The 14,364-nt window shown below is 73.7% G+C and carries 16 protein-coding genes, 1 other RNA gene and 1 pseudogene; 7 read left to right on the top strand and 11 right to left on the bottom strand.

What is annotated here, in order from left to right; translation table 11 throughout:
- The 3 genes from M4J07_RS24620 to rnpB form a co-directional block, all read left to right on the top strand.
- Window positions 1-179: WHG domain-containing protein (locus M4J07_RS24620; RefSeq protein ID WP_255975174.1), on the top strand; the 179-nt coding region annotated here is incomplete at its 5' end.
- A gap of 122 nt (window positions 180-301) precedes the next feature.
- A complete protein-coding gene (locus tag M4J07_RS24615) occupies window positions 302-871 on the top strand; it encodes a Uma2 family endonuclease (RefSeq protein WP_255975173.1) in 570 nt (189 codons plus the stop codon).
- 29 nt (window positions 872-900) lie between these two features.
- Window positions 901-1,307: RNase P RNA component class A (gene rnpB, locus M4J07_RS24610), an RNA gene on the top strand.
- Window positions 1,308-1,321: 14 nt separating this feature from the next.
- Here the strand turns inward: rnpB and M4J07_RS24605 are convergent.
- Genes M4J07_RS24605 through M4J07_RS24590 form a run of 4 tightly spaced genes read right to left on the bottom strand, consistent with a single transcriptional unit; the run spans window position 1,322 to window position 4,826 of the window.
- The gene (locus tag M4J07_RS24605; RefSeq protein ID WP_255975165.1) at window positions 1,322-1,831 is read right to left on the bottom strand and encodes a hypothetical protein; all 510 of its coding nucleotides are present in this window, start codon (window positions 1,829-1,831) and stop codon (window positions 1,322-1,324) included.
- Between the two features lie 16 nt (window positions 1,832-1,847).
- Window positions 1,848-2,690: a heme ABC transporter ATP-binding protein gene (locus M4J07_RS24600; RefSeq protein ID WP_255975164.1), complete on the bottom strand. Its 843-nt coding sequence runs from the start codon at window positions 2,688-2,690 to the stop codon at window positions 1,848-1,850.
- The gene (locus M4J07_RS24595) at window positions 2,687-3,778 is read right to left on the bottom strand and encodes a FecCD family ABC transporter permease (RefSeq protein ID WP_374215077.1); all 1,092 of its coding nucleotides are present in this window, start codon (window positions 3,776-3,778) and stop codon (window positions 2,687-2,689) included. Before M4J07_RS24595 ends, M4J07_RS24600 begins: the two co-directional genes overlap by 4 nt.
- Before the next feature lies 1 nt (window position 3,779).
- The gene (locus M4J07_RS24590; RefSeq protein ID WP_255975163.1) at window positions 3,780-4,826 is read right to left on the bottom strand and encodes a heme/hemin ABC transporter substrate-binding protein; all 1,047 of its coding nucleotides are present in this window, start codon (window positions 4,824-4,826) and stop codon (window positions 3,780-3,782) included.
- Between the two features lie 125 nt (window positions 4,827-4,951).
- Here M4J07_RS24590 and M4J07_RS24585 point away from each other — a divergent pair, with 125 nt between their 5' ends.
- Together M4J07_RS24585 and M4J07_RS24580 are read left to right on the top strand one after the other, a co-directional pair.
- Entirely contained in the window at window positions 4,952-6,343 is a 1,392-nt protein-coding gene (locus M4J07_RS24585) for an HtaA domain-containing protein (protein ID WP_255975162.1), read from the top strand.
- Between the two features lie 30 nt (window positions 6,344-6,373).
- On the top strand, window positions 6,374-7,879 hold the full coding sequence (locus M4J07_RS24580; RefSeq protein ID WP_255975161.1) for an HtaA domain-containing protein: 1,506 nt from the start codon (window positions 6,374-6,376) through the stop codon (window positions 7,877-7,879).
- A gap of 25 nt (window positions 7,880-7,904) precedes the next feature.
- On the opposite strand, the gene M4J07_RS24575 is transcribed toward M4J07_RS24580, so the two are convergent.
- The 5 genes and pseudogenes from M4J07_RS24575 to M4J07_RS24555 all read right to left on the bottom strand — a co-directional run bounded on the left by M4J07_RS24575 (window position 7,905) and on the right by M4J07_RS24555 (window position 10,902).
- Window positions 7,905-8,810 (bottom strand): glycosyltransferase family 2 protein, encoded by a 906-nt coding sequence (locus M4J07_RS24575; protein WP_255975160.1) that lies wholly within the window; start codon window positions 8,808-8,810, stop codon window positions 7,905-7,907.
- Between the two features lie 35 nt (window positions 8,811-8,845).
- Complete coding sequence (locus tag M4J07_RS24570) at window positions 8,846-9,430, bottom strand: GrpB family protein (protein ID WP_255975159.1); 585 nt, start codon at window positions 9,428-9,430, stop codon at window positions 8,846-8,848.
- The gene (locus tag M4J07_RS24565) at window positions 9,431-10,024 is read right to left on the bottom strand and encodes an MOSC domain-containing protein (protein WP_255975171.1); all 594 of its coding nucleotides are present in this window, start codon (window positions 10,022-10,024) and stop codon (window positions 9,431-9,433) included.
- A pseudogene (locus M4J07_RS24560) lies at window positions 9,998-10,327 on the bottom strand (MazG-like family protein); the annotation flags it as partial. The pseudogene M4J07_RS24560 and the gene M4J07_RS24565, both read right to left, overlap by 27 nt.
- Window positions 10,324-10,902 carry a DoxX family protein gene (locus M4J07_RS24555; protein ID WP_255975158.1) on the bottom strand — a complete coding sequence of 193 codons (579 nt, stop codon included), beginning with the start codon at window positions 10,900-10,902 and terminating at the stop codon, window positions 10,324-10,326. The pseudogene M4J07_RS24560 and the gene M4J07_RS24555, both read right to left, overlap by 4 nt.
- A gap of 91 nt (window positions 10,903-10,993) precedes the next feature.
- Here M4J07_RS24555 and M4J07_RS24550 point away from each other — a divergent pair, with 91 nt between their 5' ends.
- A complete protein-coding gene (locus M4J07_RS24550) occupies window positions 10,994-11,317 on the top strand; it encodes a nuclear transport factor 2 family protein (protein ID WP_255975157.1) in 324 nt (107 codons plus the stop codon).
- Between the two features lie 61 nt (window positions 11,318-11,378).
- Window positions 11,379-12,383, top strand: coding sequence for an aldo/keto reductase (locus tag M4J07_RS24545; protein WP_255975156.1), 1,005 nt, complete (start codon window positions 11,379-11,381; stop codon window positions 12,381-12,383).
- Window positions 12,384-12,395: 12 nt separating this feature from the next.
- On the opposite strand, the gene M4J07_RS24540 is transcribed toward M4J07_RS24545, so the two are convergent.
- The gene (locus M4J07_RS24540) at window positions 12,396-13,241 is read right to left on the bottom strand and encodes a PhzF family phenazine biosynthesis protein (protein WP_255975155.1); all 846 of its coding nucleotides are present in this window, start codon (window positions 13,239-13,241) and stop codon (window positions 12,396-12,398) included.
- A gap of 242 nt (window positions 13,242-13,483) precedes the next feature.
- Complete coding sequence (locus M4J07_RS24535; protein ID WP_255975154.1) at window positions 13,484-14,251, bottom strand: SDR family oxidoreductase; 768 nt, start codon at window positions 14,249-14,251, stop codon at window positions 13,484-13,486.
- Window positions 14,252-14,364: the final 113 nt, after the last annotated feature.

The raw sequence follows: 14,364 nt of genomic DNA, 5'->3' as shown, positions 1-14,364 counted from the left end.
GCCTGGAGGACCGGGCGGCGGCCCCGCTGATGCGGGCCTGCGGAGGCGACGAGGACCTGGCCCGCGCCGCCTGGGCATTCGCCCACGGCATGGTGATCCTGGAGATCCACGGCCGGTTTCCGGACGGCGCCGACCTGGCGAAGGCGTGGCGGACGGGGGCGGAGGCGCTGCGGCGCTAGGAACGGACGGTGAGCCCGACCCGGTGCCACGATCGGGGGAACGGTCCCCGATCTCGACGACAGGAGATCTCCCGATGCCCCAGCGTGGCGAGCGGCCGAAGGAGGAGCGTGACATGACCGCCATGCCGCACGAGTCGCCCACGCAGGCGGACGTCCTGCTGGAGGGTTTCCTCGCGCTGGACACTCCGGAGGGACTCCGGGCGGAGCTGATCGAGGGAGAGATCGTCGTGACGCCCCCGCCGGACGGGGACCACGAGGACCTCATCAGCCTGGTCGTGAAGCAGGTGATCAGGCGTTCCCTGACCGACATGCAGTTCTCCGGGAACAAGGGTCTGAAACTGACGCGTGGGAGTGCCTGCCCCGAGAACCACGCGATCCCGGACGGCACTTTCGTCCCCAGGGAACGCCGCCTGTTCCGGGGCGCCGACCCCTGGATGCCCTGTGAGGGCGTCGCCCTGGTGGTCGAGGTGACCTCCAGCAAACCCCAGGCCGACCGGGAGGCCAAGCGCCGCTGCTACGCCCACGGCGGTATCCCGCTCTATCTGCTCATCGACCGGGACGCCTCCTCGGTGACGCTCTTCAGCGACCCCGAGGGCGACGACTACCGGGAGCACTGCACCCGCCCCTTCGGCAAGGCCGTCGCGCTGCCCGAGCCGTTCGCCTTCGATCTGGAGACGGCCGAGTTCCTCTGAACCGGCAGGTAGGATGGCCGGACGGCAGACGAGCCGGGCGGGCGGCCGCGTGGGGTTCTCCGGAACCTCCCGAGGAACGTCCGGGCTCCACAGGGCAAGGTGGTGGCTAACGGCCACCCGGGGTGACCCGCGGGACAGTGCCACAGAAAACAGACCGCCGGGGACCGCAAGGCCCTCGGTAAGGGTGAAACGGTGGTGTAAGAGACCACCAGCGCCTGAGGTGACTCAGGCGGCTAGGTAAACCCCACCTGGAGCAAGGTCAAGAGGGACCGCCTCTTCGGAGACGGTCCTGCGCGGACGATCGAGGGCTGCCCGCCCGAGTCCGCGGGTAGACCGCACGAGGCCGGTGGCAACGCCGGCCCTAGATGGATGGCCGTCGCCCCGACGACCGCGAGGTCCCGGGGAACAGAACCCGGCGTACAGCCCGACTCGTCTGCCGCTCACCTCGGCTCACCTCGCCCCCGCACCGGACCGCGCCGGGCCGAGCCCCGGTACGTGCCGCCGGGACGCCGCGACAAAGTCGTGCATCAGGGTGCGGGACGCGTGGCGGGCCCCGGCCAGTTCGGTGCGGTCGGCGGCGCGGGGAATGCCGTCCACCGCGTCGAGCGCCTCCCGGCCCAGCGCGATCAGCGACGGGGCGTCCGTGAGCAGCTCGACGCGGAACAGCGCCTCCATCGCCGCGGCCCGCAACCGCTGTGCCTCGCGCCGCAGTTCGTGCGGGTCGGCCGGGTCGTTGGCGCGGTCGGCCTGCCGGGCGAACCAGCGGTCCAGCTGGCCGCGCCGGTAGTTGGCCAGCGCGCCGCCGAACGCGCAGTACGCGTCGATCCGTTCCTGCCGGAGCCGCTCGCGCAGCGTGAACTCCTCGGCCCGGGCCGCCGTGCGCGACTGCAGCAGATGACTCAGGCCCGCGCCCAGCAGGGTGCCCAGGACCGCGATGACGCTCGTGACGACGACAACCATGCGGCCAGGGAAGCACCTAAGGGCGCACCGGCACCACCAGTGGGGCCCCGGTGCGCGGATGCGGAAGCACCTCGACCGGATGCTGGTAGACGTCCGTGAGCAGCGCCGCGTCGAAGACCTCGGGCGGTGGTCCGACCGCCCGGACGCGGCCGCCGTGCAGCACCGCGGCGCGGTCCGCGTGAGCTGCGGCCAGACCCAGGTCGTGCAGGACGACGACCACCGCGTCACCGGCGGCGGCGCGCTCCCGGCAGATGCGCAGGACCAGTTCCTGGTGGCGCAGGTCGAGCGCGGCGGTCGGTTCGTCCAGGAGCAGCAGCGGCGCCGACTGGGCGAGGACCCGCGCCAGGGCCACCCGGGCGCGCTCGCCGCCGGACAGCGCGGAGAACGGGCGGTCCGTGAACGCTGTCGTGTCCGTCGCCGCCAGCGCCGCCGCGACCGCCTCGTCGTCCCGCTCCTCGTGCGCCGTGCCCGCCCACGGCGCCCGGCCCATCCGGACGACGTCGCCCACCGCGAACGGGAAGGACAGCGTCGCCGACTGGGGCAACAGGGCACGGCGCAGGGCCAGTTCGGCGGCCGGCCAGGCCGACGCGGCGCGGCCGGCGATGCGGATCTCCCCGGCCGACGGCGCCAGGTCCGCCGAGAGAGCCGCCAACAGGGTTGATTTCCCTGCCCCGTTGGGGCCCACCAGGGCGAGCACCTCGCCCGCGCGGACCGTCAGGTCGACACCGGACAGGACGGCGCGGCCGCTGAGCTCCAGGTGCAGGCCGCGGGCCTCGGCGACCGTGTCGCCGGGCGCGTACGGGGTGGGCAGCGTGCGGGAGCGCGGCGCCCGCAGGAGTGTGGTCCAGCGGGCCGTCATGCCCAGCCTCCCTGCTTGCGACGGGTGCGGCGCAGCAGCCAGAAGAAGAACGGGCTGCCGGTCAGCGCCGTCAGGACGCCGATGGGGAGTTCGGCGGGCGACGCGACCGTACGGGCCGCGAGGTCGGCGCCGACGAGGACGACCGCGCCGCCGAGCGCGCTGCCCGGCACCAGGAAGCGGTGCCCGGGACCCGCGAGCATCCGCAGCAGGTGCGGGATCACCAGGCCCACGAAGCCGATCACCCCGGAGACCGCGACGGCCGCCGCCGTGAGGAGGGCGATGACGAGGATGAGGGTGATCCGGAGCTTCTCCACGTCGACACCGAGGTGGCGGGCCGGGCGTTCGCCGAGCGCGAGCAGGTCGAGCCGGCGCGAGTACAGCGGGGCGACCAGCAGGCCGGCCGCCGCGCACGGCAGCACCGCGAGCACCTTCGGCCAGGTCGCCTGGGCCAGCGAGCCCAGCTGCCAGAACGTGATCTGGTTGACCGCGGCGGAGTCCGCGTAGGAGAGGAACAGGCCGATCAGGGCGCCCGCGAACGCGTTCACGGCGATGCCCGTGAGGATCAGGGTGACCACTTCGGTGCGGCCGCCCGAGCGTGCCATCACGTAGACGACCAGGACGGTGGCGAGGCCCGACACGAACGCGCAGACCGTGATCGTCCACGTGCCGAGGAAGTTCAGGCCGAGCGCGATGCAGGCCACCGCGCCGACCGCCGCGCCCGACGAGATGCCGATGACGCCGGGTTCGGCGAGCGGATTGCCGAACACGCCCTGCATCAGGGCGCCCGCGCAGCCCAGCGAGGCGCCGACGAGGAGGGCGAGGACGACGCGGGGGAGGCGGACGTTCCACAGCACCGACTCGCCGACCCGGTCGAGCGCCGTACTGCCCAGGCCGATCCGGTGCTGCACCGAGGAGAGCACGTCGCCCGGCGGGATGTCGTAGGCGCCGATCCCCGCCGAGAGCAGCGCGAGGGCGATCAGGGCCACGGCCAGGACCACCGTCAGCAGCCAGGCACGGCCCCGGCGCCGGCGTCCCGCGGGTGCGGGCGGCGCCTCGGGGGCCGTCGCCTTCGGCACGGTCGCCGTCACCTCACGCACCGTCCGTTCCGTAGAGCTGGTCGACGAGGGAGCGCAGTACCTGGTCGGTCCGCGGCCCGTAGTTGAGCAGGACCCCGTCCTCGACGGAGACGACCCTGCGGTCGACGCCCGCCGGGGTCTCGGCCACGCCCGGGATCTTGACGAGTCCGTCGACGCCGCCGACCGAGTCGAGTCCCTTGGTCATCACGAGGACGGCGTCCGGCGCGGCCTTCGCCAGCGCCTCGCTGGTGATCGCCGTGAAGTCCTTCTTCAGTCCGGACGCCGCGCCCGCGTCGACCGCCCCGGCCGCTTCCAGCAGTGACTGAGCGCCGGACCCGGCGCCGCCGATGAGGTACACGGAGGCCGAGCCGCGCAGGTAGAGGAAGGCGACCCGGGGCTTGCGGTCCTGGTGGGGCACGTCCTTGCGGACCTGCGCGATCCGGTCCTCGGACCGCTGGGTCAACTCCCGCCCCGCGGCCGGGACTCCGAGGGTGTCGGCGACGGCCCGGATGCGGGTGCCGACGTCGTCGAGTCCCTTCGCCGGGTCGATCACGACGACCGGGACGCCCGCGTCGCGGATCTGCCGCATCGCCTCGACCGGACCGGTCGTCGTCTCGGCCAGGATCAGGTCCGGCTTCAGGGCCAGGGCGCTCTCGGCGGACACGTCGTGGTTGCGGGTGACCACCGGCAGCTTCTTCGCCTGGTCGAACGTGGCGGTGATGTCGCGGGCGACGACGTGCTCGCCGAGGCCGAGCGTGAAGACGATCTCGCTGAGGCTGCCGGAGAGCGGCAGGATGCGGTCCGCCTTGCGCACGGTGACCTCGTGTCCGTCGGCCGAGTCGACCGTGACGGGCAGTGCGGGCCGGGGGGTCGTGGCGAGCGGTTCGAGCCGGTTCGCCGTCGTGGCCGCCCCGGTCCCGGACGTCGCGGTGGCCCCGGTGGTGCCGCTCCCCGAGCAGGCGGTGGCGACCAGCGCGCAGGCCAGTACGAGTACGGAGATCAGCACGCCCGTGCGCCGGGAGCGGCGCCGGGGGTGCGCGGGGGCGTCGTGCGTCGGCACGCGGACACCGTCCTGTCGTGGTGAGAGGGGCTGTTGACGGAAGCGAGCATAGTTTAGGTTAGCCTTACCTAAGTCGCCAGGGTCCGTGTGGTGACGACTGGTGTTGGAGACCCGGAGGAACCGCCATGCCCCGACGCGCCCGGATACGCGTCCTCACCGTCGCCCTGTTCACCGCACTGCTCGGCACCCTGCTCCCGGCCACGGGCGCGCACGCCGCGGCCCGCACCGTGCAGGGCGGCCGGCTCGACTGGGGCGTCAAGTCCTCGTTCCAGAGCTACATCACCGGGCCCATCGCACAAGGGAGTTACTCCCTGACGGGCGGCGCGGCCACCGTCGGCGCGAGCCAGTTCCGCTTCCACTCGGCACGCGGCTCGTACGACGGGGCGACCGGCGCCTTCTCGTCCTCCTTCTCCGGCGGCGTGCACTTCGTCGGACACAAGAAGGACGACGGGACGTACGAACTCGACATGACGCTCAGCAACCCGTCCGTCCGCGTCGCGGGCGGCAGCGGCACCCTGTACGTCGATGTCGTGAGCCGGGCGAAGGGCACCGGGGCGGTCACGTCGTCCCACCAGGTGCCCTTCGCCACCCTCGCCCTCGGCGGCATCGACATGACGGGCGACGGCGACGCCGTGACTCTCAACAACCTGCCCGCCACGCTCACTTCACAGGGCGCCCGGTCCTTCGCCGGCTACTACACCGCGGGCACCGCCCTCGACCCGGTGAGCCTGTCCGCGGACGTCGCGCCCAAGAAGACCGCCGAGAAGCCGACACCCTCGGCGTCCGCCACGAAGAAGAAGACGAAGGACACCTCCGGCACGGTCCGGGACGGCGCCGTCGACTGGGGCGTGCGACGCACCTTCCGCGAGTACGTCACCGGCGACATCGCCCAGGGCGGCTGGAAGCTCGCCGACGGCGCGCGGGACGGCGGCGCGCTGTTCCGCTTCCCCGACGGCGCGGGCTCGTACGACCGCGAGAAGCAGTCCCTGGACGCCGAGTTCACCGGCTCCGTGCGGTTCACCGGCGAGCACGGGCTCGACCTGGAGCTGGCCGACGTGTCCGTCGCCGTCACCGGCGGCAAGGGCACCCTGCGCGCCGACGTGACCAGCGACGGACGGACCACGAAGGACACCGCCCTCGTGACCTTCGCCGCGAAGTCCCTCGCCGTGCGGGACGGACTCGTACGCGTCGACGAGGCACCCACGAAACTCACCGCCGCCGGAGCGAAGGCGTTCGGCGGGATGTACCGGGCGGGCACCGCCATGGACCCGGTCTCGCTCGCCGTCGCCCTCGACGCGGACGCGACGCTGCCCGCCCTGCCCGACCTCGGCAGTTCGGCGAGCCCCTCCCCGGACCCGTCGGACACCCCGAAGACCACCACCCCGGGCACCAAGTCCGCCGCGGCGGAGCCGAGTTCGGGTCTGCCGGGCGGCGCGGTCGCCGCGATCGCCGCCGCCGCGGTGCTCGTCCTCGCGGGAGCCGGCGCCCTGCTGCTCCGCAAGCGGCGCCGCCCGTAACCCCCTCCCACCCATCAAGGAGAACCACCCATGGCCCTGACGACCAGACACCCCATAGCCCTCGCCGCCGCCACCGCCGTCGCCCTCGGCACCGGCGCGCTGAGCCTGCCCGCGTTCGCCGCCGACAAGGCGACCGCCATCGAGCTGAAGGACGGCACCCTCGACTGGGGCGTCAAGGAGTCCTTCCGCAAGTACGTCACCGGCATCGCCGCCGGGACGATCGAGGCGACCGACGGGGCGAAGCAGGCCGCCGACAACGGGCCCTTCACGTTCACCGACGGCACCGGCAGCTACGACACCGCCACCCACGGCACGGACACCGCCTTCAAGGGCGCCGTCCGGTTCGCGTCCACCGCGCACGGCTTCGACATCAGGATCAGCGACGTACAGGTCGTGACCTCCGGCACGAGCGGGCACATCGACGCCGACGTCACCCTCAACGGCACCACGCAGAACGACATCGAGTTCGCCACGCTCGACCTGTCCGCGGTCAAGCCGGGCCAGGGCGCGGGCGGCGCCATGACCTTCAAGGACATCCCGGCCACGCTCACCGCCGCCGGCGCCCAGGCGTTCAACGGCATGTACAAGGAGGGCACGGCCCTCGACCCGGCGACGCTGACCGTCACCGCCGCCGCGTCCTCCCCGTCCCCGTCGCCCTCGACGTCGGCCCCGTCCTCCCCGTCGCCCACCGCGAGCGCCACCCCGTCGGGCAGGCCCAGCACCTCCGCCCCCGCGACCACCGCACCCTCCGCGACCGGCTCCACCGGTTCCGAGGCGGCCTCCGGCGACATCGCCGACGGCACCCTGGACTGGGGTGTCAAGGAGTCCTTCCGTACGTACATCACGGGACCCATCGCGCACGGCAAGGTCGAACTGAGCGGCGGCGCCGCGAAGAACGAGGCGGTCTACCGGTTCGGCGACGCGAGCGGCAGCTACGACGCCGACGCCAAGTCCCTCGACGCGAAGTTCGCCGGCAAGGTCCGCTTCCTCGGCCACGAGACGGACGGCACGTACACGCTCGACCTGCAGTTCAGCGATCTGCACGTGACGGCGAAGGGCACCGGCGGCAAGCTCCTCGCCGACGTGTCCAGCAAGGACCAGAAGACCGGCAAGGTCTCCACCTACGACGACCTGACCGTCGCCACCCTCACGCTCGGCTCCGGCGCCCTCACCGCGAAGAACGACATCGTGGAGCTCGACGGCGCCGCCGCCACCCTCACCGCCGACGGCGCCAAGGCGTTCGGCGGGTTCTACCAGGCCGGTGCCGCGCTCGACCCGGTCACGGTCGCCGTCTCCCTGGACGAGAACGCCGAACTGCCCTCCGGCACCGGCGGCTCCGGCTCCACGGGCGGCACCTCGGGCGGCACCACCGCCAACGGCTCGACCGGCACCGGCTCCACGACCGGCGGCACCGGCGCGCTCGCCAGCACCGGCTCCGACGTCCCGGCGGGCCCGCTCGCCGCGGCCGCCGCCCTGGTCGTCGCCGCGGGCGCCGGCACGGTGTTCGCCACGCGCAGGCGCCGCACCCAGTCCTGACGACCGCGCCCGGCCGTCCGTCGCGTCAGATCAGCGGCGGGCGGCCGAGCCGCGTCATCCGCCACACCGTCCGCCACCGCATCGGACGCCGCTCGCCCGCCGGGGCACGCACCCCCTCCACGAAACCGCCCGCCCACGCGCGCAGCCCGCCCAGCGACCGCGTGCGCAGCAGGGTCAGCAGCGTCCACGTCGTCAGGTACAGCGGGACGAGCGGGACCGGCAGCCGGCGGCGGGCCAGCCACACCCGGTTGCGGGCGGTCATCCGGTGGTAGACCGCGTGCCGGGCCGGCGACGTCTTCGGGTGCTGGAGCAGCAGCGACGGCTCGTACAGCACCTTCCACCCGGCATCCAGCGCACGCCAGGCCAGGTCCGTCTCCTCGTGCGTGAAGAAGAAGTCGGCGGGCCAGTCGCCGGTCTCGGCGAGCATCTCCATCGAGAAGGCGTGCCCGCCGCCGAGGAACGCGGTGACCAGGCCGCGCCGCATCGGGTCCTTCGCGCGCAGCCGCGGCACGTGGCGGCGCTGTGTCTCCCCGTGCTCGTCGGCGATCCGGAACCCGACGATGCCGAGCCGGGGATCGGCCGCGTACAGGTCCTGGATCGTGGCGAAGACGTCGGCGTCGACGAGCAGTCCGTCGTCGTCCAGCTCGACCGCCACGTCCACGTCGCCGAACTCCCGCAGCCGGGCGAGCGCCACGTTGCGGCCGCCGGGGCAGCCGAGGTTGTCGTCGAGCTCGACCGTCGTGACCTCGAACGGGTAGCCCGTGTAGGCCGGCAGCACCGTGCCGTTGCCGATCAGGACGACCCGGGTCGGCGCCACGTCCTGCATGGCCACCGAATCCAGCAGCGCGTCCACGTCCTTGGGCCGGTTGCCCATGGTGACGATGGCCACGCCCAAGCGGGGATGTTCGGTGGTTCGGCGCCTGTCTGTCATGGCGGCGATGGTAGTCGTTCACCTGACGGTCGTTGTCAGTGCGGGCGCCAGCCCGTCTCCGCCGCCCACCGCTCGGCGACGACCGCGATCAGATCGACCACCGGGTCCTTCACGTCCGCGTACGTGCCCGTGTCGTCGACGGCGCCGGCGAGGACGTACTTGAAGCGGGCGTACGCGGCGACGGCCTCCGGGGTGGCGCTCAGCCAGTCGCGGAACAGCAGGGCGAGCCGCTCGTTCGGCGAACCCGCCCCGCGCACATGGAGATTGACCGGGTGCGCGTCCCCCGTCCGGCGCGACCAGTACCGCTTGGCCCAGTCGGCGGGATCCTCGCGGTCCTCCCGCCCGGCCGGGACGTGGTCGCGCAGGAACGGCTTGCGCACGAAGCCGAGCGCGGCCAGCGGCGCGTCGAACGCGGCGGCCGCGGCGTCCAGATCGGCGACGCTGATCTGCACGTCGTAGATGTCCTTGGCGGCCATCCCCGGCACGGACGTGGAGCCGATGTGATCGACGCGCAGCGCCAACGGCCCGAGAGCCGACCGCAGTCGGTCACAGAGTCGTCGGCCGCCCGCCGCCCACGCCGGATCGTGCGGGACGACCACGGGCTTCTCCCGCTCGGACACTCAGACCTTCTCCAGCGGCCGGTGCGGCTCGGCGGGCAGCTCCACCCGGATCGCGTCACCGGCCCTGACCGTCCCGCCCGCCCGCACGACGCTCATGACCCCCGCCTTGCGGACGACGGCGCCCGTCTCCGGGTCCCGGCCCACGACCCGCTTGAGGAGCCCGTCCTGGAAGTGGTCGATCTGCAGGCACGGATTGCGCAGCCCGGTCACCTCGACGACGGCGCCGCCCCCGCCGAGGTGCAGGAGGGTGCCGGTGGGCAGGGCCAGCAGATCGATGCCGCGCGTCGTGACGTTCTCGCCGAGCTCGCCCGGCCGGACCTCGTGCCCGTCCGCCGCGAGCTCCGCGAACAACTCCTCGTGCATCAGGTGGACCTGGCGCAGGTTCGGCTGCGTCGGGTCCTGCGCCATCCGCGAGCGGTGCTTCACGGTGACCCCCGCGTGCACGTCGCCCTCGACCCCGAGCCCCGCGAGCAGCGTGATGCCGTCCCGGTTCGGCTTGGTGAAGGAGTACGTGCCGTTGCTGCTGACCGCCGTGACGACCCCGCCCTCCGCAGCGGCGGGCGGCGTGAGGGAACGCTCCGCGACCCTGGCCACGTGCGCGGTGAGCGCGCCGCGGGCGTCGGGGGTGAGGGTGCCGAGGGCCACCAGGGCCGTGACGACCACGTCGCACAGCTCCGACTCGACGTCCTGCCAGGTGTGGCTGACGCCCTTGCGCGGATTCTGGCCGACCGCACCGATGACGGCCTCGGCGACCTCGCCCACCTCCTCCGACAGCTTCAGCATCCGCAGGAGGAGGGCCTCCCGGCCGGGCCGCTCGGTGCTCCCGTCGAGCCAGGCGCGGAGCCGGTCGATGGTGGTCCAGAGATCGTCGTCGCTCGTCACGTTCGGCGAGCCTATGCGTCGTCCCCCTCCTCGTTCACCCCCTTTTCCCGAGAGGTTTCCCGCGAGGTATCCCGCGAGGCGACCACGGCGAGCGCCGCGGCGCCCGCCCCGACCAGCGCCGCCGGCACCATCCAGTGCCGGTCGAGGGCGTGCCCCAGCGCGTGGTCGAGGGAGTAGCGGCCGGCGCCGGTCACCGCGAGGCCCGCGGCGACGAAGCCGAGGAACGCCGGGTACTCGTAGCCGCCGTTCATGGCGAAGAACCCGTTCGGCGCGTGCACGGCGGCCGCGCCCGCCATCGTCCCGGCCGCGGCCGCCCCGCCCACCGGCGTCGCGAGCCCGAGCGCGAGCAGCGCGCCGCCGCCCGCCTCGCCGAGCCCGGCCGCGAGCGCGCTCGCCCTGGGCGGGCGGTACCCCATGGCGTCCATGGCGGCCGTCGTCCCGGAGACACCGCCGCCCCCGAACCAGCCGAGCAGCTTCTGCGACCCGTGGGCCGCGAGGACCGCGCCGGTGCCCAGCCGCAACGCGAGCAGCCCCAGGTCACGGCGGTTCCAGCAGGACGTACGTGCCGTACGAAAACGTGTGCAGGTCATGTCTCCACCGTCCGGCAGATGCCCGGCCCGCACGCGGCGCACGGGCCCGTTCGGGTGGCGGGTGCCCGGGCCCGGTGCAAGTGTGGGCAGCATGCCCATCCAGACCGCGAAGCTCAGCGATCCGGCGGTCCGCGCCTTCGTCACGGCGCTGAACGCCCACGACCAGGAAGCCTTCCACGCCGTCCTCGCGCCCGGCGCGACCATGGCGGACGACGGCAGCGAACGGGATCTCGACGACTGGACGGCCCGCGAGATCTTCGACTCGAACGGCCACATGGAGGTCGAGAAGGAGACCGCGGCGGGCCGCGGCCTCGTCGCCCGCTACCGCAACGACGCCTGGGGCGAGATGCGCACCCGGTGGACGTTCGACGTGGAGGGCGGCAAGGTCGTCCGGTTCGAGACCGGCCAGGCCTGAACACCCCGCTCACCGCCGCCTGTTGACCTCGCGTGCGCTCCAACTCCTAGCGTCCTGCGGCATGGACACAGCGACAGGAACGTTCACCAGGACGCTCGGCAGGAGCGGCATCGAGGTCAGCGCCGTCGGCTTCGGCTGCTGGGCCATCGGCGGCGAGTGGCAGGACCCGGACGGGCAGCCGCTCGGCTGGGGCCGGGTCGACGACGACGAGTCGGTGCGCGCCGTGCGGCGCGCCCTCGACCTCGGCGTCACCTTCTTCGACACGGCCGACGCCTACGGCACCGGACACAGCGAGCGGATCCTCGGCCGCGCGCTGGGCCGCCGCCGCGACGACGTCGTCATCGCCACCAAGTGGGGCAACGTCTTCGACGAGGCGACCAGGACCCTCACCGGCAGCGACGACTCGCCCGAGCACGCCCGCCGCGCCCTGACGGCCTCCCTCGCCCGGCTCGGCACCGACCACGTCGACCTCTACCAGCTGCACATCTCCGAGGCCGACCCGGAGCGCGCCGCCCGGCTCCGCGACACCTGCGAGGAGTTCGTCCGCGAGGGGCTGGTGCGCGCCTACGCGTGGAGCACCGACGACCCCGACCGGGCCCGGGTGTTCGCCGCCGGCCCGCACTGCGCCGCCGTCCAGCACCGCTGCAACGTCCTCCAGGACGCCCCCGAACTCCTCGCCCTCTGCGAGGAGTCGGGGCTCGCCAGCATCAACCGCAGCCCGCTCGCCATGGGCCTCCTCGGCGGCGGCTACGGCGCCGGGCGGGCCCCCGCCGCCGGTGACATCCGCAGCGCCCCGCCCGCCTGGCTGCCCGGCTTCGCCGCGGGCGGCGGCGCCGAACCGGACTGGCTGGCCCGCGTCGACTCGCTGCGCTCCGTGCTCACCAGCGGCGGCCGCACCCCGGCGCAGGGCGCGCTCGCCTGGCTGTGGGCCCGCAGCCCGCGGACCGTGCCGATCCCCGGCTTCCGCACGGTGGCGCAGGCCGAGGAGAACGCGGGAGCGCTCGCCCACGGCCCGCTGACCCCGGCCGAGCTGGCGCAGGTGGAGGTCATCCTGGGCCGCGCCTAGAAGCTGTCCGGCCTACGGGATCGGCACGGCCGTCCCGCTCACCCGCACCCGGGCGTCGCCCTCCCGCAGCGTCACCGTCAGCGTGCCGGGGCGGCCCATGTCGGCGCCCTGGTGCAGGGTGATCACGGCCTCGGCCGGCACCAGGCCGAGCTCCCGCAGATACGCCCCGAACGCGGCGGCCGCCGCACCCGTCGCCGGATCCTCGACCACGCCGCCGACCGGGAACGGGTCCCGGACGTGGAAGGTGAAGTCGGCCTCCCGCCACACCAGTTGGACCGTGGTGAGGTCGAGCCGGCGCATGAGCGCGAGCAGCCGGTCGAAGTCGTACGACAGGTCGGCGAGGCGCTCACGGGTGGCCGCCGCCAGCACGAGGTGGCGGGCGCCCGCGTAGCCGATGCGGGGCGGCAGGGCGGGGTCGAGGTCGGCCGCCGGCCAGCGCAGCGCCTCCAGCGCCTCCGCGAGATCGGCGTCCGCCACCTCCTCGACGTGCGGTGCGACGCTGGTGAGGGTGGCCCGGAGCGTGCCGTCGGCGTCCTCGACGGTGACCGGGACCTCGCCGGCCGGGGTGTGGAACAGGTAGTCCCCGGTGCCGTCGCGCTCCGCGAGGGCCACGGCCGTGGCGACGGTGGCGTGCCCGCAGAACGGGACCTCGGCCTTGGGGCTGAAGTAGCGCACGGTGTACGCGCGGTCGCCTCCGGCGGGGGGCGGGGTCACGAACGCGGATTCGCTGTACCCCAGGTCGGCGGCGATCTTGAGCATGTCGTCGTCGCTCAGCGCGGAGGCGTCGAGCACGATCCCTGCCGGGTTGCCGCCGGTGTGGTGGGCGGCGAAAGCGGTGTAGCGCAGCACGTTGGTCATGCCGGCCATTCTCTCCGTCCGCGGGCCCGGCGGGAGCTGATCGCGCAGTTCCCCACGCCGGGGAAGGCTGCACGCCGGCGCATGCCTTCAGGAGCGCGGGGAACTGCGCGAGAACCCCCACCGGCCCGCAGCCCGCGACGAAAGATCCGCGCGGCAGACGCAGTCGGCTTTCAGGGGGCGCGGGGAACTGCGCGACCGGCCCCCACGCACCCGCACCCGAACCGGCACATCCGGCGAAACGGTCAACCGCGGCCGACGTACGGCATGTTCGTGGCGAGGACCGTCGCGAACTGGACGTTCGCGTCGAGCGGGAGTTCCGCCATGTGCCGCACCGTCCGCGCCACGTCCGCCACGTCCATCACCGGCTCCGCCGCCAGCTCCCCGTTCGCCTGGAGGATCCCGGACTGCATGCGCTCGGTCATGTCGGTCGCCGCGTTGCCGATGTCGATCTGCCCGCAGGCGATCCGGTAGGGACGCCCGTCCAGGGAGAGGGACTTGGTCAGCCCCGTCAGGGCGTGCTTCGTCGCCGTGTACGCGATCGACCGCGGCCGCGGCGTGTGCGCCGAGATGGAGCCGTTGTTGATGATCCGGCCGCCCTGCGGCTCCTGCTCCTTCATCTGCCGGAACGCGGCCTGCGCGCACAGGAACGCCCCGTTGAGGTTGGTGTCGACGACGTGCCGCCACGCGTCGTACTCCAGGTCCTCCACCGGCACCCCGCCGGGACCGAACGTACCCGCGTTGTTGAACAGCAGGTCCAGCCGCCCGAACCGGTCCCGCACGGCGCCGAAGAGGGCCGCCACGTCGTCCGGGTTCGACACGTCCGCGCGGGCGGCGAACGCGTCCGTGCCCGGGGCGAGGGCCGCCGTCTCCTCCAGCGTCGCCGGGCGCCGCCCCGCGAGCGCCACCCGCCAGCCGGCGCGCAGCAGTTCCAGCGCGACGGCCCGGCCGATGCCGGAGCCCGCGCCCGTGACCACGGCCGTTCTCGTCTCTTCGGTTCGCGATGCGTCCATGAGGCCGCAGGGTACGGGGGCCTCGGCCACCCGGAGATCACCGATCCGCCATGTGGCTGTTGTGTACGTGACAGTCGGCCGTCGTCCCGGCCCACTCGAATTCCCCTGGCAAC

The organism is Streptomyces longispororuber, assembly GCF_024448165.1.
GTDB classification, from domain to species: Bacteria; Actinomycetota; Actinomycetes; order Streptomycetales; family Streptomycetaceae; genus Streptomyces; species Streptomyces longispororuber_A.
This window is presented reverse-complemented; position numbering and strand designations above follow the sequence as displayed.

Excerpts from the sequence above, each read along its gene's own strand:
- M4J07_RS24615 (WP_255975173.1), top strand. The coding sequence starts at position 302 with ATGCCGCACGAGTCGCCCACGCAGGCGGACGTCCTGCTGGAGGGTTTC.
- M4J07_RS24605 (WP_255975165.1), bottom strand. The coding sequence starts at position 1,831 with ATGGTTGTCGTCGTCACGAGCGTCATCGCGGTCCTGGGCACCCTGCTG.
- M4J07_RS24600 (WP_255975164.1), bottom strand. The coding sequence starts at position 2,690 with ATGACGGCCCGCTGGACCACACTCCTGCGGGCGCCGCGCTCCCGCACG.
- M4J07_RS24585 (WP_255975162.1), top strand. The coding sequence starts at position 4,952 with ATGCCCCGACGCGCCCGGATACGCGTCCTCACCGTCGCCCTGTTCACC.
- M4J07_RS24580 (WP_255975161.1), top strand. The coding sequence starts at position 6,374 with ATGGCCCTGACGACCAGACACCCCATAGCCCTCGCCGCCGCCACCGCC.
- M4J07_RS24575 (WP_255975160.1), bottom strand. The coding sequence starts at position 8,810 with ATGACAGACAGGCGCCGAACCACCGAACATCCCCGCTTGGGCGTGGCC.
- M4J07_RS24555 (WP_255975158.1), bottom strand. The coding sequence starts at position 10,902 with ATGACCTGCACACGTTTTCGTACGGCACGTACGTCCTGCTGGAACCGC.
- M4J07_RS24550 (WP_255975157.1), top strand. The coding sequence starts at position 10,994 with ATGCCCATCCAGACCGCGAAGCTCAGCGATCCGGCGGTCCGCGCCTTC.
- M4J07_RS24545 (WP_255975156.1), top strand. The coding sequence starts at position 11,379 with ATGGACACAGCGACAGGAACGTTCACCAGGACGCTCGGCAGGAGCGGC.
- M4J07_RS24540 (WP_255975155.1), bottom strand. The coding sequence starts at position 13,241 with ATGACCAACGTGCTGCGCTACACCGCTTTCGCCGCCCACCACACCGGC.
- M4J07_RS24535 (WP_255975154.1), bottom strand. The coding sequence starts at position 14,251 with ATGGACGCATCGCGAACCGAAGAGACGAGAACGGCCGTGGTCACGGGC.